This is a genomic window from Streptomyces sp. NPDC087844 (genome assembly GCF_044742785.1).
Taxonomy (GTDB): domain Bacteria; phylum Actinomycetota; class Actinomycetes; order Streptomycetales; family Streptomycetaceae; genus Streptomyces.
In genome coordinates this window covers 41,381-66,374 of record NZ_JBIUVD010000032.1, presented here as the reverse complement: position 1 = coordinate 66,374, position 24,994 = coordinate 41,381, and the positions used below count along the sequence as shown (strand labels likewise).

The window sequence follows — 24,994 nt, the reverse complement described above, 5'->3', positions numbered from 1 at the left end:
GGTACGGGCTTGCGCGGGGGCTTGCGCACGGGGGTCGGCGGTGCCGGTCACGACCCCGCTCCGTCCCGCTCGTCCTCGCGCTCCCGCTCGTACTCGTCGTACGACCGGTAGGAGACACCCAGGCGCTCCAGGGTCTCGCGCAGGCCGTAGCGGTCGAGGCCGAGCTGGCCCTCCTGGAAGGCGGCGCGGGCCCCGGCCTCCTTGGCCTCGCGGGCCTCGGAGGCCTCGGCCGTCCGGCGGGCCCGCTCGCGGGGCACGCACACCACACCGTCGTCGTCGGCGACGATCACGTCACCGGGACGGATCACCTGGCCGCCGACGACCACCGGCACGTTGACGCTGCCGCCGGTCGCCTTGACCGTGCCCTGCGGGCTGACGGCCGCGGACCAGGCGGGGAAGCCCATCTCGCGCAGTTCGACGGTGTCCCGGATGCCCGCGTCGATGATCAGACCGCGCACTCCGCGCCGCTGCAGCGCGGTGGCGAACAGTTCGCCGAACATGCCGTCGGTGGAGGGCGAGGTGGTCGTGACGACCAGGATGTCGCCCTCGCCGCACTGCTCGACGGCCGCGTGGATCATGAGGTTGTCGCCGGGCCAGGAGAGCACCGTGACCGCGGTGCCCGCGACCCGGGTGTCCTGCTGGATGGGGCGCAGGTGGGTGCCGAGCAGGCCGGTGCGGCCCATCGCCTCGTGCACGGTGGCGACTCCGTAGGCGGCGAGCGCCTCGACGTCCTTCGCTTCCGCCTTCGGCGGGTCGGTGACGATGACGCCGCTCATGTCAGCTCCTTGGCGATCTGCGGGTAGGGGCGCATGTACGCCTCGGCCATGGTCTTGTGGGCCAGGCCCAGGTTGGGTCCGGCGTTGCGCTTCAGCTGGACACCGCGGCGCACGGCGAGGTCCGTGTAGTAGTCCCACAGGTGCTGCTGGGCGGCCAGGCACTCCATGGCCTTGCGCTTGGTCTCCCAGACCTCGGAGATATCGAGGAGTACCTGCGGCTTGAAGCCGCACATCTCGGGCTGGTGTGGCTCGAAGAAGAACACCGGCGGGGCGCCGATGATCTCTCCCTCTGCCGGGTAGCCGATGGCCTGCGCGAGGACGCGCGCGTCCAGTGCCATGCGCGCGGCTGCGGGATGGTCGCCGTTGTAGGGGTCGTCGAGCGGGTGGGTGAGCACGACGTCCGGCTGGGCCTCGCGGTACGCGCCCACCAGACGGTCGGTCAGTTCCGGTGTGACCGTCAGGGGGTAGTCGCCCGCGTCGAAGAAGACCACCTCGGCACCGAGCGCGGCGGCTGCCGCCTCGGCCTCACCGCGGCGGATCTGCTTGATCTCCTCCAGGGACTTGCCCGCACGCCAGGCTTTCGCGGACTCGCCGCGCTCGCCGTAGGTCAGGCACGCGATGGTGACCTTCTCGCCACGGGCGGCGGCGAGGGCGATGGCTCCTCCCGCCCGCCACACGAAGTCCCCGGCGTGGGCGGTGACGACGAGCGTCGACCGTGGGGTGTTGGGCGCGTTGCCGTGGGTCATTCCTGCGATCTCCTTGCTGGACAGGCCGATTGACCCACCCCGCGGCGTCATGCACGCAGTACGTCATTCACGCAGTGCGTCGATCACACCCGCGAGGTGGGAGCGGACGGCCTCTTCGGCCGCCTGCGGGTCCCTGGCCCTGATCGCGTCGATCATGGCCAGATGCTCACTCAGGGACTTCTGGGGGCGCCCCGGCCGCAGCGCGAGCTGGAAACGATGGCGCACCAACTGCGCGTTGAGCCGTTCCAGCAGTCCCACGGCCACCTGCTGGCCGCTGAACTGCCTGATGTGTCGGTGCAGTTCGTGGTTGAGGTCGGAGTAGGTCACCGGTTCACCGTCGGCGACGGCCTTGGACATCGCCTCGCCCAGGGCGACCAGCTGGTTCAGCTGCTCGTCACTGGCCTCGACGGCCGCCTTGCCCGCGCACAGTCCTTCCAGGACCATGCGGCACTCGGTGATGGCGACCGCTTCCTCGACGGTCACCACCCGCACCCGTGAGCCGCGGTTGCGGATGCGTTCGACCAGCCCTTCCGACTCCAGCTCGATCAGGGCTGCCCGGACACTGGCCCGGGTCACATCGAACTGCTCGGCGAGTTCGTTCTCCACGAGGCGTTGGGCCGGGGCCATCTCGCCTCGCAGGATGGCCTGCCGCAACTGCGCGAGCGCGTGCTGCTTGGCCTGCTCTCCGGTGCTCGGACGGGCTTCTTTCGGCATGTGTGCCCTCCCTGAGTGAGTGCCTGTCGAACCTAAATCTAGACGAACAAGATTGTCAACAATTTTGTTCGTGATGCGGCTCGCTCGTCCGGCCGTGACGTAGGAGAAGGGCCCCCGCCGGCGGGGGCCCTTCGACGGCACGCTTCGCCTCGCCTCGCCTCCGAGAGGGGCGCCCGGCGGCGGATTGTCGGCTCCCTGCGGACCGGCGAGGGCTCGCGCGGTTCCCCGCTCCCCTGAAGGACACCACCGCGAGCCCGACCAGATGGGCGCCCCACCAGCAGCGCGAGGAACGGCGCGGCGCCTCTCAGGGGCGGGCGCCGGGAACTGCGCGGTCGGCCGTGACGCGCCTTCAGCCGCCGACGGCCAGTCAGTGCGCGGAGGTGGTGGGGAACCCCGGACTACGCAGCACCCCCCGCCCGGCGTCCACCGCGAACACCTCGCACCCCGTACGTGCCGCGGCCCAGTCGACCCCCTCCACCCCCATCGCGAACCCCGCGGTAGCCACCGCGTCCGCCTCCGTCAGCGAGGACGCCACCACCGTCAGGCTGAGCAGCCCCGTCGCCGCCCGCCCCGTACGCCCGTCGAAGATGTGGTCCCCCCGCTCGTACCGCCCGGAGGTGGCCACCGCCCCGTCGCCGACCTCCACCACCGCGCACACCCGATCGGCCCGCTCCGGATGCCGTACCCCGACCCGCCACGGCCGGCCCGCCGCGACCACGTCACCGCCCGCGTTCAGACAGAACGTGGTCACACCCGACGCCCGCAGCAGCTCCGCGCCACGCTGGACCGCCCAGCCCTTGACCATGGCACAGGGATCGAGCCCTCGACCGGGCAGCCGCACCTGGAACGCGCCGCCGCTCTCGACCCGGTACCGCTCGCACAGGTCGAGGACCTCGACCAGATCCGGGCTCAGCTCGTCGTCCGCCAGCTCACCCCGGTCCAACCGGGACACCTCGCTGTCGGGCAGAAAGGGGCTGAACCGCGCGTCGACCTCACGCAGCCAGGCGAACACCTGGTCCGCGGCCCCGGCAGCCTCCCGCCCGGTACCCCCGTCCTCGATCCGCAGGGAGATCGGCAGCCCCATGATCTGCTCGACGCGATGCACCGCGTCGACCGCGCCCGCACCCGCACCCGCACCGTGGGTCGTGGACATCGCCGTCATCAGCCCTTCGCGTCGAGCGCCGCCTGCAGCGACTCGACGTACCCCTCGCTCGTGATCGTCGCCCCGGACACCGCGTCGACGTCGGCGCTCTGCGCCTCCAACGTCTCCGCGATGAGCTTGGGTACGGCGGCCTCGGTCTGCGGATGGTTCGGCTGCTGGAGCATGCGTACCGAACCGATGGCGTCGCCGTCGAAGGTGACCTCGACCTGGACGGTGCCCTTCTCGGTGTTCACCGCGGACCCCGCCACCACCTGGGACGCGGCGGCCGACGCGGACGGCGAGGAGGAGGAGGCCGAGGCGGACTCGGCCCGCGCGTCGATGGCCGCCTGCAGCGACTCCCGGTAACCGTCGCTGGTGATCGTCGCGCCGGACACCGTGTCGACGTCGGCGCTCTGCGCCTCCAACGTCTCCGCGACGAGTTTCGGCACGGCCGCCTCGGTCTGCGGATGGTTCGGCTGCTGGAGCAGCTTCACTGCGGTGATCTCGTCGCCGTCGTAGGTGACCTCGACCTGCACCGGCCCCTTCTCGGTGTCCACGGTCGTGCCCTTGACCACCTGGGACGAGCCGTCCCCGGAGGAGGACGTGGAAGGCGTCGAGGCGGGTGCCGAGGCCTCGGTGGTCGTCGTCGTGCCGTCCGAGGGGGCGTAGCGCCACACCGGGATCAGGCCCGCGACGCTCAGGACCAGGACAGGTATTGCTCGCTTCACGTTGTCTCTCTCATCCCGCTCAGATGTCTCTCAGCCCGCGCACGATGTCCCTCAGCCCGCCAGGCTGAAGCGCTCGAAATGGATCTGCGGCTTGGGGACGCCCAGCTCGCGCAGGCTGCCGAGCACCGCGTTCATCATCGGAGGCGGCCCGCACAGGAAGACGTCCCGGTCGTTGATGTCCGGCACGAGCCGCGCGAGCTCGTGCGGTGCCAGCTTGTCGGGGCTGACCGGCCCGGACACCAGGTGCAGCTCGGCACCCTTGGCGTGGGCGAGTTCGCGCAGCTCCTCGTAGAGCACCGCGTCCCGGTCCGAGCCCACCCGGTAGATGACCACCGCGTGCCCGTGCAGTTCCTCCAGCAGGGCCCGGATCGGGGTGACGCCGACGCCCCCGGCGATGAGTACGGCCTCGGAGCGGGTGCGGTGCATCGCGGTGAAGGCGCCGTACGGCCCCTCGGCGAAGACCCGTGTGCCCACCTTGAGGTGCCTGAGGGCGGCGGTGCCGTCACCGGCCGCCTTGGCGGTGAGCCGCAGTGAGCGGCCGTCGGGGGCCGCCGACAGGGAGAACGGGTTGGCCTGCCACCAACGGTCCCTGGTGAGGAACCGCCACAGGAAGAACTGACCGGCGCGGGCCGGCAGCCGGTCGAGGTCGCGTCCCGTGATGTAGACGGACACGACGTTGTCGGACTCGGGCACCACGGCGGAGACCCGCAGCTGGTGGCGGAGATTCCGCCACAGCGGCAGGACGACCCGGCCCAGGAGCACCGCGCCGAGCGCCACGCCCCACAGCACGTACCAGTACGTCGTGGCGGCGGACGACGAGGTGAACGTCGTCCCCGCCGCGACCTGGTGCGTGAACGCCAGCACCACCGCGACGTACGTGTACAGGTGGATGAAGTGCCAGGTCTCGTACGCGAGCCGACGGCGGGCGAAGCGGGCCGAGACTCCGCCGATCACGAGGATCAGGCCGAGCGCGACGATCGCGCGGAACACGCCTTCGACGGTCTGCCCGAGGTCCACCAGCTGGTCCACCGGGCCCATCGAGGACGACTGTGCGTAGCCGAAGGTGATGAACACGGCGTGCCCGAGCAGCGTGCAGAGCAGGCCGAAGCCGACCCAGCGGTGCCAGGAGGTCAGCCGGTCCATGCCGATACGGCGGTCGAACCACGGCAGCCGGGCGACCAGCAGCAGCTGGAAGGCCATCAGGAGCGCGCCGTACAGCCCGGCGAGTCTGCCCAGCACGATGAGGGCGTTCGAGGCGAACCCGGCCTGGATGAAGAACACGGTCACCACGACCACGTTCAGGGCCAGCACGCCGTACAGGCCGGCGCGGGCCACCATCTTGGGACGTACCGCCGCGGTCGGCGGCGGAACGGTCGTCTGGACAGTCGTCACGGACGGCAACTCCTTGATCGGGTCCTCGGACCCTTGCATCGGGCCCTGGATCCCTCATTCGGGTCCTTGGACTCCGAGCCTGCCTCGGCAACCCTGTCGTTCTCCTGTCGATGAACTTTCAACTGTCTATCGATCTGGTCCCGGAGCGTCCTCGGCTATGGCGCATTCGGCCACGTGAAGCACTATGGGCACGTGGAAAAAGTACGACTTCTCGTCGTGGACGACGACCCGCCCATCGCCGACCTGGTCGCGACGGTCGCCCGCTACGAGGGCTGGGAGGCGGTCACCGCGAACTCCGGCGAGGAGGCACTGCAACGCGCCGCGGAGTTCCACCCGGACATCGTGGTGCTCGACCTGATGCTGCCGGGGCTCGACGGCTTCGCCGTCCTGGACCGCCTGCGCCTGTCCGGGACGATGGTGCCCGTCGTCTTCCTGACCGCCCGGGACGGAGTGGCGGACCGGGTCGCGGGCCTCACCAGGGGCGGTGACGACTATCTCGTCAAACCGTTCGCGGTGGAGGAACTCATGGCCCGGCTGCGGACCGTGCTGCGCCGCAGCGCGGGACCCGCCTTCCAGCGGTCCGTGCTGAGCGTCGGGGACCTCACGATGGACGAGGACACCCGCGAGGTACGCCGGGGCCGGCGGCTGCTGACGCTCACCCCGACCGAGTACGAGGTGCTCCGCTACCTGATGCGCAAGTCGCCGACGGTACTGACCAAGGCCCAGATCCTCGACCACGTGTGGGAGTACGGCTTCGGCGGCCGCTCGAACGTGGTGGAGCTGGTCATCAGCCGTCTGCGCCGCAAACTCGACGGCGACACCGACACCGACGCGACCGACGACGACGACAAGGACGACGAGCCGCAACTGATCCACACTGTACGGGGCGTCGGATACGTCGTCCGGCAGGCCTCCGAGTGATCGGCCGCCTCCGCGACACCTACCCCAGGCTCCGCCTCGGCACCCGGCTCGCGCTCGGCATGGGCGTGCTCTCGCTGGTCGTCTTCGCCGTGGTCGGCACCGCGCTGTCCACGTACATGCGGGACTACCTGGAGCGCCAGCTCAACGACCAGATGAAGCTCGTCCAGACCACCCAGTCCAAGGACGCCCAGGCCCACGGCACGGTGGAGCGCCGGCCGTACTACGGCTGGTACACCGCGGTGTACGACGTCTCGGGCGACTCGGCCGTGCTGCGCAAGCCCAGTGACGTGCCGAAGGACACCGTCGAGCTCACCTCCTTCGCCGAGTCGCTGGCCCGGACCGGGGGGACGGAGATGTCCCACACCACGCGTATCGAGGACGAGGGCGCGTACCGGCTGCGCGCCTGCAAGATCGGCGACGACGTCGTCCTGGTCACCGCGGCGCCGCTGGAGGACATCGAGGACACCATGGACCAGCTGGTCACGGTCCAGGTCGTCGCGTTCGCCCTCGCGCTGCTCGGCCTCGTGGTGTTCGGGCGCGCGGTGCTGCGCCGGGGCCTGCAGCCGCTCAGCGACATGGCGCACACCGCCCGCGGCATCACCTCGCACGACTTCACCGACTCGGCCCGGCTGCCGGTCCGCGCCGACCGCGGCAACGGCGGCCCGGAGGTCGAGGAGCTGCGCACCGCCTTCAACACCATGCTGGAGCACATCGACGACTCGCTGGCCGTCCGCACGGAGGCCGAGCAGCGGCTGCGCCGCTTCGTCGCGGACGCCTCGCACGAGCTGCGTACGCCCCTGATGTCGGTACGCGGTTACGCGGACCTCTTCCAGTACGCGGCGGCCAACGAGCCCGGCGAGCGGGACAGGCACCTGGCCCGGCTGCGCGCCGAGGCCGCCCGGATGGGTGTGCTCCTGGACGACCTGCTGCTGCTCGCCCGCCTGGACGCCGCCGAGGTGGAGGCGCCGCTGCGGCTGGAGGACGCCGACCTCGCGGAACTGGTACGGCAGGCCGCGGACGCCTTCCGCGCCGGCCACCCCGACCATCCGCTGACCGTGACGGCCGGTTCCGGCCCGGTGCGGCTGCGGCTCGACGTCCTGCGCGTCCGACAGGTCCTCGACAACCTCCTCACCAACGCCGCCGTGCACACCCCCGCCGGTACCGAGGTCCTGGTGGAGGTCTCCGTCGCGGCCGGCGCGGCCGTCGTCCGGGTCACCGACTCCGGTCCCGGCATCCCGGCCGCCGACCAGGAGCGTGTCTTCGACCGCTTCTTCCGTATCGACAAGGCCCGCAGCCGGGACCGCGGCGGCAGCGGCCTGGGCCTCGCGGTGGCCCACTCCCTGGTCCGGGCCCACGGCGGCACCATCGAACTGACCTCCGCTCCGGGCACGACGACGTTCACCATGAGGATCCCCTTGGCGGACGGGAGCTGAGGGGACCTGTCGCGCTCCGGCGGAGTTGCCGTCACCCCTCGCGGTACAGCCCCGAAAGCAGCTCGGTCACAGCCGCCGCCGCGGGATGCGGGTCGTCCCGCCACCAGGCGAGCCGAACGGCGATCGGCTCGGCGTCCCGCACCGGCCGGTACACGACCCCCGGCCGCGGATACTGGTGCGCGGTCGACTCGGCGGTCATCCCCACACACCGGCCCGTGGAGATGGTGGTCAGCCAGTCGTCGATGTCGTGGGACTCCCTGGTCTCCGGGCGGGCGTCCGGCGGCCACAGCTCCGTCGTGGTGGTCCCGGTCCGCCGGTCGACCAGCAGGGTGCGTCCGGCGAGGTCGGCCAGCCGGACCGAACGGCGCCGGGCCATCGGATCGTCGGCGGCCATGGCGCACAGCCGCCGTTCCAGGCCGACGATGACCGAGTCGAAGCGGCGCTCGTCCAACGGCCGTCGTACGACGCTCAGGTCACAGGTGCCCTCGGCCAGCCCGGCGGTCGCGGAGTTGGCGCGGACCAGCTCCAGTTCCGTCGCGGGGTGCGCGCCGGCCCAGGCGCGCTGGAAGGCCAGCGTGTGGCGGCCGAGCGCCGACCAGGCGTAACCGATCCGCAGGGAGGACTGGCCGGAGGCGGCCTCCCGGACCAGGCCCTCCACCTCGCCGAGCACCCGCCGGGCGTGCGCCACCACGCGCAGGCCCGTCGCCGTCGGAGTCACCTCCCTGGAGGTACGCCGCAACAGCCGCACTTCCAGGGCGCGTTCGAGCGACGCCAGGGTGCGGGACACCGCTGCCTGGGAGACACCGAGGGCGATGGCCGCGTCGGTGAAGCCGCCCTCGTCGACGATCGCGACGAGACAGCGCAACTGCCGCAGTTCCACATCCATGACCCAAGCGTATAGATGGACCCATCGATGCATTTTGCGCATGCCCGCGACCGGCGCAGCATCGGAGCATGCACGCAGCCTCCGCGCCCTCACCGACGTCGCCCTCGCCGACGTCCATGCGGCACCTGCCCGCGGCGCCCACGACTCCGGCGCCCGGGGGCGGGCGCCTGGCGGCTCTGTGCACGCTGCTCGGCAGCGGTCTGTCCAACCAGACCGGCGCGGCGATCGGTTCGCTGGCCTTCCCCGTCCTCGGCCCCCTCGGTGTCGTCGCGGTACGCCAGTACGTGGCCGCGATCGCCCTGTTCGCGGTCGCCAGGCCCCCGCTGCGCTCGTTCACCAGGCACCAGTGGTGGCCGGTCCTGCTGCTGGCCCTGGTGTTCGGGACGATGAACCTGTCCCTCTACACCGCCATCGACCGCATCGGGCTCGGTCTTGCGGTGACCCTGGAGTTCCTCGGCCCGCTCGCCATCGCGCTGTCCGCCGCGCGCCGGCGGATCGACGCCTGCTGCGCGCTGGTCGCCGCGGCGGGCGTCGTCACCCTGATGCGCCCCCAGCCGTCGGCGGACTACCTCGGCATGGGCCTCGGTCTGCTCGCCGCGGTCTGCTGGGCCTCCTACATCCTGCTCAACCGCACGGTGGGCCGCCGCGTCCCCGGAGCGCAGGGCTCCGCCGCCGCGGCGGCCGTCTCCGCGTTGATGTTCCTGCCGGTCGGTGTCGTCCTGGCACTCCGGAACCCGCCGACACCCACGGCTCTGGGGTACGCCGTCGCGGCGGGCGTGCTCGCCTCCGCGGTGCCGTACCTGGCGGACATGTTCACCCTGCGCCGCGTCCCCGCCGCTGCCTTCGGCCTCTTCATGAGTGTCAACCCGGTACTGGCGGGTCTGGTCGGCTGGATCGTCCTGGGCCAGAGCCTGGGCCCCGTGGAGTGGGCCGCCGTCGGCGCGGTCGTCGCCGCCAACGCGCTCAGCATCCTCACGGCCCGGCGCTGAACCGGGCGGACGCCGCCTACTCGGCGTAGAACGTCGCGTCCGCCTTGGCCGCCGTCGTGTCGGCCGGCTGCGTGACGAGCAGGTACTCGTAGTGCCGGAGGTAACTGCCCGCCACGTTGTACGACTCGAAGGAGACGCCCGCGGACGCGTCGGCCAGGCCGGCCCGCCGGTAGAAGCTCGCGTCGCCCTTGAACGCCGTACTCCCGTCGCTCTTGTCCACCCACACCTCGCCGTTGGCGCGGTGGCGGAGGTAGTAACCGGGGAAGTTCGCCGATTCGAGCGAGACGGTCCCGGTGCCGGCCAGGCCGGTCACCACACGGAACTGCGAGTCGGCGAGGTTGGTGACGTTCGGCTCGATCTTCGCCCGGTACTCCCAGTGCCGGACGTACCGGTCGGGGAAGTTGTACGAGGAGAAGCGGACCGGGGTGACGCCGTCTGCCACCGGGATGCCGAAGTTCGGGGTGCCGTCGGCGTTCCAGTACAGCTTCTGGTAACGGGTGCGCCGGTTGGGGTCGTTGAGCGGGTCGCCGCTGATGTCCTTGTAGTTGCGGTCGTGGTAGACGAGGATGTCGGACTTGCCGTCCTCGGACGTGGTGAAGGTGTTGTGGCCCGGTCCGTACTGGCCGGTGGCCGCGTTGCTGGTGAAGACCGGGGTGGGCGTCTTGGCCCAGGACGCCGCGTTCATCAGGTCGGCGGAGGCGGACGCGGTCAGCAGGCCGAGGCAGTAGTTGCTGTCGGTGGCGCTCGCCGAGAAGGTCATGAAGACCTTGCCGCCGCGCTGGATGACCGCGGGGCCCTCGTTGACCGTGTGGCCGACCTTCTCCCAGGCGTTGGTGGGCCGGGAGATCATGACCGGGCTGCCGCTGACGGTCCAGGGGTCGGACAGCTTGGCCAGATAGATGTTGGTGCCGTCGCCGACCGCCGGGTCGTTCTGCGCCCAGCTCAGATAGCGGGTGGCGCCGACGGTGAAGGTCGTCGCGTCCAGCGAGAAGGTGTCGAGCGGGAGGGCGATACGGCCCTTCTCGGTCCAGGTCCCGGTCAGCGGATTGGCCGCGCCGGTCTCCAGGACGTACGGCCGGATCTTCCAGATGTCACTGGTGGAACCGGCGGCGAAGTAGACGTACCACTTGCCGCCGATGTAGTGGATCTCCGGTGCCCAGATGTGCGCGCCCATGTCACCACTGGCGTGCTTGGTCCAGATCGTCGTCTCGGCGGCCGTGGACAGCCCCTGGAGGGTGGTGGCCCGCCGCATCACGATCCTGTCGTACGCGGGCACGGTCGCGGTGAAGTAGTAGTAGCCGTCGGTGTGCTTGACGATGTGCGGGTCGGCCCGCTGCTCGGCGACGGGGTTGGTGTAGGTGACGGCAGGCGAGGCGGGTGCGGCGGCCTCGGCGACGCCGGAGGCCGGCGCGGCCAGGATGACGAACAGGGCCGTCACCACCCATGCGATCGTGCGTCTCACGGTGTTCCTCCCGGGTGGGTTCGCTCACATGCTGGGCTCACGTGGGTGCTCTTCGAGTGGACGACTGTTCGAAATACCGTACGGCGTGCGTAACTTCGACCAGAAGATAAGCAGGCGACCTGTACACGTCAACGGTTCCGACGCGATTGGTTTCCGCCCCCGAACCCCCGTTCGCGCAGTTCCCCGCGCCCCCGAAGGGGCGCGGGGAACTGCGCGGCCAACCCCCTTACGTCTTACGTCTTATGTCTTATGTCTTATGTCTTACGACGGGACGTCATCGTCCGTTGGATCAGGATGAACGCGCACAACAGCACACCCGTCGCGATCTTCGTCCACCACGAACTCAACGTGCCCTCGAACTGGATCAGGCTCTTGATCAGACCGAGCACCAGGACACCGAACAACGTGCCCACCACATACCCGGACCCGCCGGTCAACAAGGTGCCGCCGATGACGACCGCCGCGATCGCGTCCAGTTCGAGGCCCGTGGCGTGCAGCGGATCCCCGGACTGGATGTACAGCGTGAACAGCAGCCCGGCCAGCGCGGAGCAGAACCCGCTCATCGTGTACACCGCGATCTTCGTACCGCCCTGCGGAAGCCCCATCAGCAGCGCGGACTGCTCGTTGCCTCCGATGGCGTACACCCGTCGGCCGAAGCGCGTGTAGTGCAGGACGTAGAAGGCCGCGGCCAGTACCACCAGCGAGACGATGGCCCCGATCGAGAGGAACCCGCCCCCCAGGGACACCTGGGCCTGGGCCATGCTGCTCACCGAGGAGTCGCCGATCGAGATCGACTCCTTGCTGATGACCAGGCACAGGCCGCGGAAGAGGAACAGGCCCGCGAGGGTCACGATGAAGGGCTGGATCTCGAAGTTCTGGATCACATAGCCCATCAGGTAGCCGCCGAAGGCTCCGACGGCCAGGGCCATGGGGATGACGATCACCAGCGGCAGGCCCTGACGCTCCACCAGCCATGCCGTGAACATGGTGGTGAAGCCGATGACCGAGCCGACGGAGAGGTCGATGCCGCCGGAGAGGATCACGAAGGTGGCACCGACGGCCGCGACCAGCAGGTAGCTGTTGTCGATGAACAGGTTCAGGAACACCTGCGTCTCGGCGAACCCGTAGTTCTGGTACCGGCCGAGGCCGATGGCGTACATCACGAGGAAGAGCCCGGCCGTCACCAGGACGGGCAGGCGCCGGTCGGCGAGGACGCGTGCGGCTCTGCCCGGCGCACGGGTGTCCGGCGCCGCCGGCTTCCGGGTGGTCGTGGTCATCACGACACCTCCATCTTGCGTACGGTCTCGGGCGTCGCGGCTGCGTCCGCCGGGACCGCGGCCTGCTTGGCGTCCCCCTTGCCGCCGAAGCGACCGCCGCCGAACACCTTGGCGCGGAACTTCGGGGACTGCATCAGGCAGACGACGATGACGACGGCGGCCTTGAAGACCAGATTGGTCTGGGTGGGCACACCGATGGTGTAGATCGTGGTGGTGAGGGTCTGGATGACGAGCGCGCCGACGACCGTGCCGCCGATGGAGAACCGGCCGCCCAGCAGCGACGTACCGCCGATGACCACGGCGAGGATCGCGTCCAGTTCGATCCACAGACCGGCGTTGTTGCCGTCCGCGGCCGAGGTGTTGGAGCTGATCATCAGGCCCGCGATCCCGGCGCACAGCGCGCAGAACACGTACACCATGATCTTGATGCGGCGGGAGCGGATGCCGACCAGGCGGCTGGCCTCGGCGTTGCCGCCGACCGACTCGACGAGCAGGCCCAGCGCCGTGCGGCGGGTCAGCGCCACGGTGACGGCGACCACGGCGGCCACCACGAAGATGGAGAAGGGCAGCGTCAGCCAGTAGCCGCCGCCGATCAGTTTGTACGGCTCGCTGTTGACGGTGATGATCTGCCCGTCGGTGATGAGCTGGGCGACACCGCGGCCGGCGACCATGATGATCAGCGTGGCGATGATCGGCTGGATGCCCATCCTGGCGACCAGGAAGCCGTTCCAGAGGCCGCAGACGACCGCGGCCACCAGGCCGATGCCCATCGCGAGCAGCACTCCGGAGAGTGCCTCCTGGTCGGCCTGGTCACTGATGTACGAACAGGTCAGGGCGCCGGTGATGGCGACCACCGCGCCGACGGACAGGTCGATGCCCCCGGTGGCGATGACCAGCGTCATGCCGACGGCGACCAGGATGAGGGGCGAACCGAACAGCACGATCGAGACGAGACTGCCGTAGAGGTGGCCGTCGGTCATCTTGATCGAGAAGAAGTCGGGTGTGAAGGGAACGTTGACGAGCAGCAGGATGACCAGCACGGCGACCGGCCAGAACAGGTGATGACGGGTCAGCTGCCGCCATCGGGGAGTGGTGGTCACTGGTGCTCTCCGCTCGCGATGGTCTCCAGGATCCGGGTGGGGGTGATCTCGGGCCCGTTGGCCAGCTGGGCCACGAGCTTGCGGTCGCGCAGCACGCCGATGGTGTGGCTGAGCCGCAGGACCTCCTCCAGTTCGGCCGCGATGTACAGCACGGCCATGCCTTCCTCGGAGAGGGAGACCACCAGTTTCTGGATCTCCGCCTTCGCGCCCACGTCGATGCCGCGCGTCGGCTCGTCCAGGATCAGCAGCTTCGGCCTCGTGATCAGCCAGCGGGCGAGCAGGACCTTCTGCTGGTTGCCGCCGCTGAGTTGACCCACCCTGGCCTCGGGGTTGGCCGGCCGGATGTCCAGCGCCTTGATGTACTTGGCGACGAGTTCGTCGCGCTGGGCGACCGGGATGGGCCGGGTCCAGCCGCGGGTGGCCTGCAGCGCGAGGATGATGTTCTCCCGCACCGTCAGGTCGGGTACGAGGCCTTCGGTCTTGCGGTTCTCCGAGCAGAACGCGACGCCCGCGGCGATGGCGTCGTTCGGGGCGCTCATCGAGACCTGCTTGCCGCCGATGGTCACCTTGCCGGTGTCCGGCTGGTCGGCGCCGAAGAGCAGCCGGGCCAGTTCGGTGCGGCCCGAGCCGAGCAGTCCGGCGAGTCCGACGACCTCGCCCTTCTTGATCTCCAGGTCGAAGGGGGCGATGCCGCCGGTCCGGCCGACGCCGTCGGCCTTGAGCAACGACTCCCCCACATCGGCGTGGAGTTGGTGGTCGTGCAGCTCCTCCAGCTGGTCCAGGGCCTTGCCGATCATCAGCTGGACGAGGCCGACCTGGTCGAGGTCGCGGACCATGTGCTCGCCGACGAGGGTGCCGTTGCGCAGGACCGTCATCCGGTCGCAGACCTCGTAGATCTGGTCGAGGAAGTGCGAGACGAACAGGATCGCCACGCCGTCGCCCTTCAACCGCCGCATCAGGGCGAAGAGTTCGAGCACTTCGTCGCGGTCGAGGCTGGAGGTCGGCTCGTCGAGGATCAGCACCTTGGTGCCCGACCCCGAGCCGTCGCTGTCACCGGTCCCCACCGCCCGCACGATCGCGACCAGTTGCTGCACGGCCAGCGGGTACGAGGACAGCGGGGCCTCGACGTCGATGTCGAGGCCGAGCCGGTCGACCAGCTCGGCTGCCTCGCGGCGCAGCCGCTTCCACTGGATGCGGCCGAAGCGGGTGGGTTCGCGCCCGATGAAGATGTTCTCCGCCACCGACAGGTTGGGGCAGAGGTTGACCTCCTGGTAGACCGTGCTGATCCCGGCCTGCTGGGCCTGTGACGGGCTGTGGAACCGTACGGACGTGCCGTTCAGGGTGACGGTGCCGCCGTCCAGGGAGTAGACCCCGGTCAGCACCTTGATGAGGGTGGACTTGCCGGCGCCGTTCTCGCCGAGCAGGGCGTGGATCTCGCCGGGGAAGAGCCGGAAGTCGACACCCGACAGAGCCCGTACCCCCGGAAACTCTTTGACTATGCCCGTCATCTCCAGGACGGGCAGCGGCTCTGCCATGGCAGCGCTCCTCATGGATATTCGTTTCGGACCCGGATGGTCGTTCAGGTCCGGATGTTCGTTCAGGCCCGCAGGGAGCCCCCTCGGACGGAGGCTCCCTGGCGGTAGGTGCGGTCTATCAGTACGTGCCGGTCAGTACGTGCCGGTCAGTGCGTGCGGGTCAGTACTTGCGGGTCGGGAGGGCGTCCTTGGCCTGCTCCTGCAGGAAGTCGCCCTCCTTCGTCTTGATCCGGCGTTCGACCGTCTCACCGTCGTCGACCTTCTTGACGAGTTCCATCAGCTGGGGGCCGAGCAGCGGGTTGCACTCGACGATGCCGTTGATCTTGCCCTCGGACATCGCGACGAAGCCGTCCTTCACGCCGTCGACCGAGACGATCAGGATGTCCTTGCCGGGCTTCTTGCCGGCCGCCTCGATGGACTGGATGGCGCCCAGAGCCATGTCGTCGTTGTGCGCGTAGAGCACGTTGATGTCCGGGTTGGACTGCAGGAAGGCCGCCATGACCTGCTTGCCGCCGGCCCTGGTGAAGTCGCCGGTCTGGCTGACGACGACCTTCCAGTCGTCCTTGTGCTCGGCGTCCATGATCTCTTTGAAGCCCTTGGCGCGCTCGATCGCGGGGGCGGCACCGGTGGTGCCCTCCAGCTGTGCGATCTTCACGGCGCCCTTGTGGCCGGCCTTCTCCAGGACCTTCTCCAGCATCTTGGCCGCGCGGCGGCCCTCGTCGATGAAGTCGGAGCCGATGAAGGAGACGTACAGGGAGTCGTCGGAGGTCTCGATGGAGCGGTCGGTGAGGATGACCGGGATCTTCGCGGTCTTGGCCTCCTTGAGCACCGCGTCCCAGCCCGTGACGACCACCGGCGAGAAGGCTATGACGTTCACCTTCTGGGCGATGTAGCTGCGGATCGCCGAGATCTGGTTCTCCTGCTTCTGCTGGGCGTCGGAGAACTTGAGGGTGTAACCGGCTTCCTTGGCCGCTTCCTTGACGGACTTGGTGTTGGCGGTGCGCCAGCCGCTCTCGGAGCCGACCTGGGCGAAGCCGAGGGAGATCTTCTTGCCGCCACCGCTGCCGGCGTCGGAGCCGGAGGAGCCCTCGTCCTCCTTGGCACAGGCCGCCAGGCCGCCCGCGGCCGCCACGCCGACCGCCGCGGTGAGGAAGTTCCTTCTGTTGAGCATGTTCTTCTCCTTTGAAGAGCCGGCCCTGAAAGGCCTGCTGGTACTCGTGCTGCTCTCAGGGACACGTCCCACCATGTCCAGCATGTCGATCATCGTTCGAAATATCGGTCATACAGGGGTGGGTGGGAAATGGCCTTCGAGGTGGTGCGACAAACGGGCAGGCAGGGCTTCAGACAGGTGGAGCGCCCTGGTCGGAGGTGTACGGGAAGGTGCTGGCGCGGACGACGAGTTGGGGTTCGATGGCGATCCGCGGAGCCCCGGACGGCTCCCTGCCCTCGATGAGGTCCAGGAGCAGGGCGATGCTCCGTTTGCCGACCGCCGCGAAGTCCTGCCGGACGGTGGTGAGCGGCGGCGCGAAGAACTCCGACTCCGGAATGTCGTCGAAGCCCGCCACCGCCACGTCCTGGGGAGTGCGCACCCCCGCTTCCCGCAGGGCGCGCAACACACCGAGCGCCATCTGGTCGTTGGCGACGAAGACCGCGGTCAGCCCCCGGCCCAGCCAGCCGGCCAGTTCCTGGCCCGCCCGGTAGCCCGACAGCGGACTCCAGTCCCCTCGCAGGATCAACGGCGGTTCCACGCCCGCCGCTTCGAGGGTGGCCCGCCAGCCCGCGGCCCGGTCTGCGGCCTCCTGCCAGTCCTCGGGTCCGGCGAGGTGCCAGACCGTACGGTGGCCGGCGGCCAGCAGGTGACGGGTGGCCAGGCGGGCGCCCAGCCGCTGGTCCACGTTCACGCTGGGGATGCCCACCCCGGGCCCGCTGCCCACGGTCACCACCGGGAACGGGTGGCGCAGTTCCGCGAGGGCCTCGACCGCCGACCGCTGCGGGGCGATGGCGACGACTCCCTCCACCCCGCCCTCGCTGAGATGGTCCAGCGCCTCGGCCAGCTTGTCGACGGTCAGCTTGCGCAGACTGACCGTGGAGACGAGGTAGCCCTCGGCGCGTGCCGCCTCCTCAAGTGCGAAGAGGGTGCTGGCCGGACCGTAGAGCGTGGTGTCCGAGGCGACCACGCCCAGGGTCCGGGTGCGGCGGGTGACCAGGGCTCGTGCGGAGGAGTTCCGGCGGTAGCCCATCTCCTCGATCGCGTGCAGCACCTTGGCCCGAGTCTCGTCCCGCACGTTGGGGTGATCCCCCAGCACACGGGAAACGGTCTGGTGGGACACGCCCGCCAGTTGCGCGACATCGGCCATGGTGGGCGGCCGAAGCTGGGATTGTGCCATGCCGCACCTCCTTGGCGGTCGTATACCGAGAACTTCCTGTGCCGGACCAGTGCCGGACCTGTGCCGGCCCCGGATGTCGGCCGGTGATTGCGGAGGTCATTGTGAGCGCTAACAATTCATGCCGGTCAAGGGGGCCGACAGCAGTAGGCACGTCACGTTTGAGTAACGCGCCGGAAGCACACGGTTGCGCAGCGGTTGCGCGGGGCTCGCGTCCAGGCGCCGGTCCGGCATGCCTCCGGCACCGGTTCCGCACAGGTGAGGCAGAGGTATTGACGGGCTGCGGGCGCGGCCCTAGATTTCGGCACCGTAACCTCGAACCGCGAACGAGATACCGGACGTCGGCACATCGGACACCGCTGCCGGGCCGACAGCCGGTTCACCCTGCCCATAAGGCCAACTCACCTGCGGGGCAGGGCGGTTAGTGTGCACGGGTGACACAGATCAGCGTCGTCGACGACGGCACGGAATGGCAGAAGGACCTGGAACTGCGGCTACGCGCCTCTTACGCGCAGTCGGGGCTCGGTGCCGACGCGGCGGAGCGCAGGCTCCAGGACGTACGCGTCGGCAGTGACGACTGGACCCTCGCCGAGATCACCGACGCCTGGACCCGGGTGGGACATGTCGCCGTGGTCGTGGCCGACGACAACGGCACGCTCGCGGGCCGCGTCGTGGACCTTCACGTCGAGGCGCGCCACGCCGGCCGGGGGCACGAGCAGGCCGCCCGGGACTGGGCCGAGGAATGGTGCGCTGAGCGCGGTGCGACGCGACTGGACGTGCGGCTCACCGAACCCGCCGGCGAGCTGTTCGCCGGATACCGGGTCCGCGGTCAGCTCAGGTCGCGGTGTCTCGATTCGCCGCCGGAACGTGTCGACGGCGCCACGGCACGGCCGATGACACCGGCCGAGTATCCCGAGTGGCTCGCCGCCGAGAAGGTCGCCTACGTCGACGACATCGTCCGCTCGGGCATGTTGAGCCGCGAGGAGGCCGTACGCAAGTCCGACCGCGACTTCGCGAAGGTGATTCCCGAGGGCCTGTCGACACCCGACAACACGTTCCTGGTACTTGAGGCGGCGGGCGAGCGGATCGGCACCGGCTGGCTGAAGCACCGGTACCTCCCCGGGGTCACCTACGGCTACTCGCTGACCATCCAGGAGGAGCACCGACGCAAGGGGTACGGTCCGGTAGCGATGGCGGCCGGTGAACAGGCGACGCTCGCGGCCGGCGACTCGGCGCTGATGTTCACGGTGTGGGGCGGCAACGAGACGGCGATGAGGCTGTACACGCGCGCGGGCTATCAGGTCGTGGAGGAGAACCTGTCGATCGGCCTTCCCCGCTCCCTGGCCTGACGCGACTCACCCGGCACCCGGCACGCGGCGGGCCGCGCTCTGCCCCGGCCGCCGCACCTCGAACACCAGGTAGGGGCCACCCGAAGGTGACCCCTACCTGCGACGTTTCCGTCGGGACGACAGGATTTGAACCTGCGACCCCTTGACCCCCAGTCAAGTGCGCTACCAAGCTGCGCCACGTCCCGATGCGTTTCGTCGCGGTGAACCGCGTGAAGACGCAGGTGAACCTTACCGCACCCCGGCCGACCGACACCCGGGGTCGCCCGCGCCGCCCGCGCCGTTCAGGCTGATCGGGCCACTCGGCCACTCGGCCGGTCGGCCGGTCGGCCGGTCGGTCAGTCGGTCAGTCGGTCAGTCGGCGAACAGGCCCCGCGCCGTGGCCCGCGCGTCGAACTCCTCCAGGCGGGCCTGGGCGTCGGGCAAGCCGTCGCACATCGCCTCCAGGAGGACCTGCCCCAGGAGCATGGGGGCGCTCACCGTGTCGAAGACCAGGCCGGTGCCCACGGCGGCCGGCAGCAGCAGGTCGCTGTGGGCGGCCACCGGGGCGAACGTGCCGTCGGCGATCGTCACCACGGTCAGCCCGGCGTCCCGGGCATGGTCGAGCGCGGCCAGGAGCTCCGCCGGATGGCGCGGCAGCGCGAAGCACAGGAGCGCGCTCGCCCCCGCGTGACGGGCCGCGTCGATCCGGTCGGCGAGCAGCGATCCGCCCTCGTCGAGCAGGCGCACGTCGGGGTGCACCTTCGCGGCGAAGTAGGCGAAGCCGCGCGCCTGGGCCGCCGAGGCGCGCAGCCCGAGCACGGGCAGCGGCCGGGAGGCGGCGAGCAGCCGGCCCGCGTCGTCCACCGGCCCGGGGTCGGCCAGCAGGGACGCCAGCTGGAGCAGGTTGTCGACCTCGGCCCGTACCGCCTGCTGGTAGGGGTTGGCCGGCCGTGTGTCCACGGCCGGCCCGGCCGGTACGACGTCACGCAGATGTCTGCGCAGCGCCGGATATCCGTCGAAGCCGAGGGCGACCGCGAACCGGGTCACCGACGGCTGGCTCACTCCGGCCAGCTGGGCCAGCTCCACGCTCGACAGGAACGGCGCGGCAGCCGTCCGGCGGACCAGACAACGGGCGATACGCCGTTGGGTGGGCGTCAGCCTGCGTCCCTCGAAGAGCTGGTGCAGCCGCGTGGGCGCGACCGCCCCGAAGGACGCGCCGCCGTCGGCGCCCGCACCCGCACCCGCTTCCTCCGTGTCGCTCACCCCTGTCCCCGTCCGGGTCAGCCCGCGAGACCGGCCGACGTCAGCCACTCCTTCGCGACGTCGGAGGAGTCCTCCTTGTCGTTGCTGATCTTCTTCATCATGTCCAGCAGGTCCTCGGTGGTGAGCTTGGCCGAGATGGCGTTGAGCGCCGACTTGGCCTTGTCGTTCACCGCGGACTTGTAGACGAGGGGCGTGATGTTCTGCGAGGAGAAGAGGTTCTTCGGGTCCTCCAGGACCACCAGCTTGTCCTCGACGATGGCGGGGTCGGTCGTGTACAGGTTGGCGGCCTGCACCTTGCCGTCCTTCAGCAGCTTCAGCAGGGTGCTCTGGGCGCCCGCGTCCAGCGGCTGGAACTTGCCGAACTCGACGCCGTAGACGGTCTTGAGGCCGACCCCGCCCTGGGTGCGGGTCTTGAACTCGGAGCCGGCGCCGATGGTCAGGTCCTTCGCGATCGGCTTGAGGTCGGCCAGGGTCTTGAGCTTGTACTTTGCGGCGGTCTCGGCGGTGACCGTGACCGAGTCCTTGTCCTCGGCCGCGGCGGAGTCGAGTATCTCGACCGACTTGGGGAGCTTCGCCTTCAGCTCGGCGTTGATCTCCTCGGTGCTGGTCGCGGTGCTCTTCTCGTCGACCGCGACGGACAGCAGGGCGCCGTTGTACTCGGGGAAGACGGTGATGCCTCCCTTGACGACCTGGTCGTAGTAGACCTCGCGGGCGCCGATGTCGAACTTGCGGGTCACCTTCAACCCCTTGTCCTCCAGGGCCTGCGCGTAGATCTCGGCGAGCAGCTGGTTCTCGGGGAAGTTGGCCGAGCCGACGACGATGGACTTGCCGCCGCCGCTGTCGCCGCTGCTGCCTGTCAGCGGATTGTCGTCGCTGTCGTCGCCGCCTCCGCAGGCGGTGACGGTGAGGGAGAGCGCGGCGACGAGGCTGAAGGCAGCGGCGCGGTACGAGGCTTTCATGGATGTTCCCTTTCTCAGGTACGGCTCGGGTCTTGAGTGGGGCTCGGGTGCGGCCTGCGCGCGGCCCGGGTGCGCGGGAGGCCGGTGGTTCATGACTTGGCCACCACCGGCCGCAGCCCCGGCGAGACGACGGCGCGCCGCAGCGCGGTGAAGACGGCCTGGACGACGAGCGCCAGCGCCACGACGACGGCGGAACCGCCGATGACCAGTTGGTAGTCGTTGCGGGAGAGCCCGTCGACGATGTAGCGGCCCAGACCGCCGAGACCGGGGTACGCGGCCACGGTCGCCGTGGCCACCACCTGGATGGCGGCGACGCGCAGACCGAGCAGGATCAGCGGCATCGCCATCGGCACCTCGACCTTCAGCAGGACCTCCCAGCCGGTCATGCCCATCCCCTTCGCGGCGTCCCGGGCGTCGGGGTCGACGCCGCGGACTCCCTCGAAGGTGTTGATGAGGATCGGCGGGACGGCCAGTGCCACCAGGGCGACCAGCACGGGGGCGGTACTGAGGCCGGCGAGGGTCACCACGAGGACGACCAGGCCGAAGGTGGGGATCGCGCGGGCGAGGTTGGCGACGGTGGCGACGGCGAACGCGCCGCGGCCGGTGTGGCCGACCAGCAGGCCGAACGCCAGCCCGATCAGTGTCGCGAAGAGCAGCGACAGACCGCTGTAGGTCAGGTGCTCCGCGAGCCGGTGCGGGATGCCGTCGTCGCCGTGCCACTGCTCGGACGACGTCAGCCAGTCTCCGACGAGCCGGATCTGGTTCAGGAGATCGTTCACGCCTTCGCCCCCTTGCCGCGGGCCCACGGTGTGAGCAGCCGCTGCGCCAGGACGAGCAGTGCGTCGGTGACGAGGGCCAGCAGCATGATCAGTACGGTCGCGGTGATGATCGGGGTCGGGAAGTCGAGTTGCAGGCCCCGGGTGATGTAGTAGCCGAGGCCGCCCTGGCCGATCAGCTGTCCCACGGCGACGAGGCTGATGGAGGAGACCGCGGCGACCCGTACACCGGCGACGACGACGGGCACGGCGATCGGCAGTTCCACCTGCAGGACCCGGCGGATCGTGCTGAATCCCATCGCGGTGGCCGCCTGCCGTACCGGATCGGGCACCGAGGCCAGTCCGTCCACGACGTTGGGGATGAGCACCGACAACGTGTACAGGGTCAGCGGGATCATGACCGTGCGTTCGGTGAGCCCCGTATAGCGGACGAAGATCATGAACAGGGCCAGCGACGGGATGGAGTACAGGACGTTGGCCGCGGTCAGGGTGGGTGGGTAGACCCACCGGTAGCGGTGGCAGAGCATGCCGAGCGGTACGGAGATGATCAGTCCGAACAGCACCGGCAGGAGGCCGAGCCGCAGATGGACCCCGGTGTAGTGGGCCAGCTCACCGACATGGTCGCCGATCCAGACCCACCGTATGAGCGGCTCCCCGTCTCTCATCGGTCCCCACCGCCCGCGCTGTTCTTCTCCACCGAGCCGTCCTCGGGGCCGTCCTCGTCGGCGTCGCTCTTGGTGAGCTTCGTCGCTGAGCCGGCCGGTGCGACGGGTGCGGCCGGTGCGACGGGCGCGACCGCTTCGGCAGCTTCGGCCCCCGCCCCGCCCTCGGCCGAGGCACCCGCCCCGGCAGCCGTACTTTCAACCGTGCCGTCCGTCGCGTCGCCTGTCGTGCTGTTTGTCGTGCCGTCTGTCGCGTCGCCTGTCGTCCTGTCTGTCGTGCCGACGCGCGCCGAGGGCCCCGTTATGGCGGCGGACAACTCGTACGCGTCCGCCACCCCCGCGACCGCGCCCTGCGCGTCCACTCCCACCGCCAGGCGGGAGGGGGACAGCAGGGCCGCGTCGAGGGCGGCCCGTGCCGAGTCGCCGACCAGGGCGAACGTGTGGCCGAGCGGGGCGAGCGTCGCGTCCGCCAGGGTGCCACCGGGTGGAAGGTCGGTGACGGCGGCCCAGCCGAGGGGCCGCCGGGCGGCGTCGACGGCGAGCACCCAGGGCTCGCCCAGGGAGCGGGCGTCCGCGACGGGAGCGGTCACCGGCAGCACCGGGCCCTCGCGCAGCGGCAGACCGGAGGCCTGGACGAAGGAGAGCCGGCGGATACCGCGGTCCTGTCCGACGAAGTCGGCCACGAAGTCGTCGGCAGGGTGCGCGAGCAACCGCTCCGGCGTGTCGAACTGCGCGAGCTTCCCGCCCGTGCGGAACACCGCGATGTGGTCGCCCAGCTTGATGGCCTCGTCGATGTCGTGGGTGACGAACACGATCGTCTTGTGCAGCTCCTTCTGCAGCCGCAGGAACTCCGCCTGCAGCTCGCCGCGCACGATGGGGTCGACCGCACTGAACGGCTCGTCCATGAGCAGTACGGGCGGGTCCGCGCCCAGCGCCCTGGCCACCCCGACGCGCTGCTGCTGCCCGCCGGAGAGCTGGTACGGGTAGCGCTTGGCCATCGTGGCCGGCAGGCCCACCAGTTCCAGCAGCTCGGCCGCCCGCGACCGGGCCTTCTTCTTGCCCCAGCCGAGCAGCAGCGGCACGGTCGCGACGTTGTCCAGGATGGTCCGGTGCGGGAAGAGCCCGGCGTGCTGGATCACGTAACCGATACCCCTGCGCAGTTCGGGGGCGGCCACCTCCCGTATGTTCTGGCCGCGCAGGCTGACCGTGCCCGCCGACGGCTCCACCATGCGGTTGACCATCCGCAGAGTCGTGGTCTTGCCGCAGCCCGAGGGGCCGACCAGGACCGTGAGGCCGCCCTCGGCCAGCTCCAGGGACAGCGCGTCCACGGCTGTGGTGCCGTTGGGATAGTTTTTGCTCACCGCGTCGAATCTGATCAAAGCTGCCCCTTACCCGACTGCATATCGTCATGCAGAGTTGTTCGTGACTGAATTTCAGTCAATCCCCTTTTGTGAACGGGGCGTTACGTTCGTCCGAAGAAAGTGAGAGGACGCCCGAAATGACCGCTCTTGACCCCGTTTGGTTCACGTTCCTGAACGGTTCCGACATCGAACAGCTGGAACTGAGCGACACCGAGATCCTCGATGCCGTCGAACAGGGACTGCTCGCCCAGGGTCACGGCGAGACAGTTATCGAACCACGGGTGCACCTCACGCCCGACCCCGCCTTCAACGGCCACTTCAACGTCCTGCGTGGATATGTCGCCCCGCTCGGCATGGCCGGAGTGAAGATCGTGGGCGACTACGTCGACAATTACAAGTCCGGTCTGCCCTCCGAGATGGCCCTGCTGAACCTCTTCGACCCGCGTACGGGCATGCCGCTGGCCGTGCTGGACGCGACCGCGATCACCGAGATGCGGACCGGCGCGCTCACCGCGCTCGGCGCACGGCACCTGGCGAGAAGTGACTCCAAGGTGCTCGGTCACATCGGCGCCCGCGCCACCTCGTACTGGAACGTCCGGCTGCTCGACCGGATCTTCGACCTCGACGAGATCCGCGTCCACTCGCGCCGCCCGGAGAGCCGCGAGGCCTTCGCGAAGCGGCTGGAGGACGACCTCGGCAAGCCCGTGATCGTCACCGACGACTGGAAGTCGTGCGTCGAGGGCGCGGACATCGTCGTGGAGGCCTCCCGGCTGGAGCGGCCCGAGCCCCTGCTCAGGACGGAGTGGATCGCGCCGGGCGCGCTCGTCGTCCCGTACGGGACGATGAGCGCGGTCGAGCTCTCGCTCACCGACATCATGGACAAGGTCGTCGTCGACGACTGGGGCCAGTGCCGGTCCGGGCCCTTCGGTGCTCTGCGCGCGCACGTCGAGTCGGGCCGGCTCAGCGAGGCGTCCCTGCACGGCGAACTGTGCGAGATCGTGGCCGGCGACAAGCCCGGCCGGGAACGGTCCGACGAGACGATCCTGTTCTGGCACCGCGGTCTGTCCCTGTCCGACATCGCCCTGGGCGCGGCCGTGCTCGCGAAGGCCGGGGAGCGCGGACTCGGACAGAAGCTGCGGTTCTCATGACGGGTCCCTACCC

The 24,994-nt window shown here is 69.9% G+C and carries 22 protein-coding genes, 1 tRNA gene and 1 pseudogene; 5 read left to right on the top strand and 19 right to left on the bottom strand.

Going from position 1 to position 24,994, the window contains the following annotated elements; genetic code table 11:
* Positions 1 to 47 precede the first annotated feature (47 nt).
* The 6 genes from ACIOKD_RS39025 to ACIOKD_RS39000 form a co-directional block, all read right to left on the bottom strand.
* Positions 48 to 776 carry a 4-carboxy-4-hydroxy-2-oxoadipate aldolase/oxaloacetate decarboxylase gene (locus ACIOKD_RS39025; protein WP_402093023.1) on the bottom strand — a complete coding sequence of 243 codons (729 nt, stop codon included), beginning with the start codon at positions 774 to 776 and terminating at the stop codon, positions 48 to 50.
* Positions 773 to 1,522, bottom strand: a complete 750-nt coding sequence (locus ACIOKD_RS39020; RefSeq protein ID WP_402093022.1) for a PIG-L deacetylase family protein — start codon at positions 1,520 to 1,522, stop codon at positions 773 to 775. Before ACIOKD_RS39020 ends, ACIOKD_RS39025 begins: the two co-directional genes overlap by 4 nt.
* A gap of 63 nt (positions 1,523 to 1,585) precedes the next feature.
* Positions 1,586 to 2,236 (bottom strand): GntR family transcriptional regulator, encoded by a 651-nt coding sequence (locus ACIOKD_RS39015; RefSeq protein WP_402093021.1) that lies wholly within the window; start codon positions 2,234 to 2,236, stop codon positions 1,586 to 1,588.
* Between the two features lie 367 nt (positions 2,237 to 2,603).
* A complete protein-coding gene (locus ACIOKD_RS39010) occupies positions 2,604 to 3,341 on the bottom strand; it encodes an FAD:protein FMN transferase (protein WP_402093043.1) in 738 nt (245 codons plus the stop codon).
* Positions 3,342 to 3,397: 56 nt separating this feature from the next.
* The gene (locus ACIOKD_RS39005) at positions 3,398 to 4,105 is read right to left on the bottom strand and encodes an FMN-binding protein (protein WP_402093020.1); all 708 of its coding nucleotides are present in this window, start codon (positions 4,103 to 4,105) and stop codon (positions 3,398 to 3,400) included.
* Positions 4,106 to 4,156: 51 nt separating this feature from the next.
* Entirely contained in the window at positions 4,157 to 5,443 is a 1,287-nt protein-coding gene (locus ACIOKD_RS39000; RefSeq protein ID WP_402093042.1) for a ferric reductase-like transmembrane domain-containing protein, read from the bottom strand.
* Positions 5,444 to 5,689: 246 nt separating this feature from the next.
* Here ACIOKD_RS39000 and ACIOKD_RS38995 point away from each other — a divergent pair, with 246 nt between their 5' ends.
* Both ACIOKD_RS38995 and ACIOKD_RS38990 read left to right on the top strand, forming a co-directional pair.
* Entirely contained in the window at positions 5,690 to 6,418 is a 729-nt protein-coding gene (locus ACIOKD_RS38995) for a response regulator transcription factor (RefSeq protein WP_402093018.1), read from the top strand.
* Positions 6,415 to 7,851, top strand: coding sequence for a sensor histidine kinase (locus tag ACIOKD_RS38990; RefSeq protein ID WP_402093016.1), 1,437 nt, complete (start codon positions 6,415 to 6,417; stop codon positions 7,849 to 7,851). Before ACIOKD_RS38995 ends, ACIOKD_RS38990 begins: the two co-directional genes overlap by 4 nt.
* A gap of 31 nt (positions 7,852 to 7,882) precedes the next feature.
* Here the strand turns inward: ACIOKD_RS38990 and ACIOKD_RS38985 are convergent, their stop codons facing one another.
* Complete coding sequence (locus ACIOKD_RS38985; protein WP_402093015.1) at positions 7,883 to 8,737, bottom strand: LysR family transcriptional regulator; 855 nt, start codon at positions 8,735 to 8,737, stop codon at positions 7,883 to 7,885.
* Between the two features lie 68 nt (positions 8,738 to 8,805).
* Here ACIOKD_RS38985 and ACIOKD_RS38980 point away from each other — a divergent pair, with 68 nt between their 5' ends.
* On the top strand, positions 8,806 to 9,726 hold the full coding sequence (locus tag ACIOKD_RS38980; RefSeq protein WP_402093014.1) for an EamA family transporter: 921 nt from the start codon (positions 8,806 to 8,808) through the stop codon (positions 9,724 to 9,726).
* Positions 9,727 to 9,742: 16 nt separating this feature from the next.
* On the opposite strand, the gene ACIOKD_RS38975 is transcribed toward ACIOKD_RS38980, so the two are convergent.
* The 6 genes from ACIOKD_RS38975 to ACIOKD_RS38950 all read right to left on the bottom strand — a co-directional run bounded on the left by ACIOKD_RS38975 (position 9,743) and on the right by ACIOKD_RS38950 (position 17,487).
* Complete coding sequence (locus ACIOKD_RS38975; protein WP_402093011.1) at positions 9,743 to 11,188, bottom strand: family 43 glycosylhydrolase; 1,446 nt, start codon at positions 11,186 to 11,188, stop codon at positions 9,743 to 9,745.
* A 254-nt stretch (positions 11,189 to 11,442) separates the two neighbouring features.
* On the bottom strand, positions 11,443 to 12,465 hold the full coding sequence (gene yjfF, locus ACIOKD_RS38970; protein ID WP_402093010.1) for a galactofuranose ABC transporter, permease protein YjfF: 1,023 nt from the start codon (positions 12,463 to 12,465) through the stop codon (positions 11,443 to 11,445).
* On the bottom strand, positions 12,465 to 13,565 hold the full coding sequence (locus ACIOKD_RS38965) for an ABC transporter permease (protein ID WP_402093009.1): 1,101 nt from the start codon (positions 13,563 to 13,565) through the stop codon (positions 12,465 to 12,467). Before ACIOKD_RS38965 ends, yjfF begins: the two co-directional genes overlap by 1 nt.
* On the bottom strand, positions 13,562 to 15,100 hold the full coding sequence (locus ACIOKD_RS38960; RefSeq protein ID WP_402093008.1) for a sugar ABC transporter ATP-binding protein: 1,539 nt from the start codon (positions 15,098 to 15,100) through the stop codon (positions 13,562 to 13,564). The genes ACIOKD_RS38965 and ACIOKD_RS38960 overlap by 4 nt, the downstream gene beginning before the upstream one ends.
* Before the next feature lie 160 nt (positions 15,101 to 15,260).
* Positions 15,261 to 16,271: an ABC transporter substrate-binding protein gene (locus tag ACIOKD_RS38955; protein WP_402093006.1), complete on the bottom strand. Its 1,011-nt coding sequence runs from the start codon at positions 16,269 to 16,271 to the stop codon at positions 15,261 to 15,263.
* Between the two features lie 169 nt (positions 16,272 to 16,440).
* Positions 16,441 to 17,487, bottom strand: coding sequence for a LacI family DNA-binding transcriptional regulator (locus tag ACIOKD_RS38950; protein WP_402093004.1), 1,047 nt, complete (start codon positions 17,485 to 17,487; stop codon positions 16,441 to 16,443).
* Positions 17,488 to 17,918: 431 nt separating this feature from the next.
* Here ACIOKD_RS38950 and ACIOKD_RS38945 point away from each other — a divergent pair, with 431 nt between their 5' ends.
* On the top strand, positions 17,919 to 18,833 hold the full coding sequence (locus ACIOKD_RS38945) for a GNAT family N-acetyltransferase (protein ID WP_402093003.1): 915 nt from the start codon (positions 17,919 to 17,921) through the stop codon (positions 18,831 to 18,833).
* 111 nt (positions 18,834 to 18,944) lie between these two features.
* Here ACIOKD_RS38945 and ACIOKD_RS38940 read toward each other — a convergent pair.
* From ACIOKD_RS38940 to ACIOKD_RS38915, 6 genes and pseudogenes are all read right to left on the bottom strand, one after another.
* A tRNA-Pro gene (locus ACIOKD_RS38940) sits at positions 18,945 to 19,018 on the bottom strand.
* Positions 19,019 to 19,184: 166 nt separating this feature from the next.
* Positions 19,185 to 20,096, bottom strand: a complete 912-nt coding sequence (locus ACIOKD_RS38935) for a MurR/RpiR family transcriptional regulator (protein WP_402093040.1) — start codon at positions 20,094 to 20,096, stop codon at positions 19,185 to 19,187.
* A complete protein-coding gene (locus tag ACIOKD_RS38930) occupies positions 20,093 to 21,034 on the bottom strand; it encodes an ABC transporter substrate-binding protein (protein ID WP_402093002.1) in 942 nt (313 codons plus the stop codon). The genes ACIOKD_RS38935 and ACIOKD_RS38930 overlap by 4 nt, the downstream gene beginning before the upstream one ends.
* Positions 21,035 to 21,123: 89 nt before the next feature.
* The gene (locus ACIOKD_RS38925; RefSeq protein WP_402093001.1) at positions 21,124 to 21,813 is read right to left on the bottom strand and encodes an ABC transporter permease; all 690 of its coding nucleotides are present in this window, start codon (positions 21,811 to 21,813) and stop codon (positions 21,124 to 21,126) included.
* Positions 21,810 to 22,475 (bottom strand): ABC transporter permease, encoded by a 666-nt coding sequence (locus tag ACIOKD_RS38920; protein ID WP_402093000.1) that lies wholly within the window; start codon positions 22,473 to 22,475, stop codon positions 21,810 to 21,812. Before ACIOKD_RS38920 ends, ACIOKD_RS38925 begins: the two co-directional genes overlap by 4 nt.
* 295 nt (positions 22,476 to 22,770) lie before the next feature.
* A pseudogene (locus ACIOKD_RS38915) lies at positions 22,771 to 23,851 on the bottom strand (ABC transporter ATP-binding protein); the annotation flags it as partial.
* 119 nt (positions 23,852 to 23,970) lie between these two features.
* Between ACIOKD_RS38915 and ACIOKD_RS38910 the strand changes: the two are divergent.
* The gene (locus ACIOKD_RS38910) at positions 23,971 to 24,981 is read left to right on the top strand and encodes an ornithine cyclodeaminase family protein (RefSeq protein WP_402092998.1); all 1,011 of its coding nucleotides are present in this window, start codon (positions 23,971 to 23,973) and stop codon (positions 24,979 to 24,981) included.
* Positions 24,982 to 24,994: the final 13 nt, after the last annotated feature.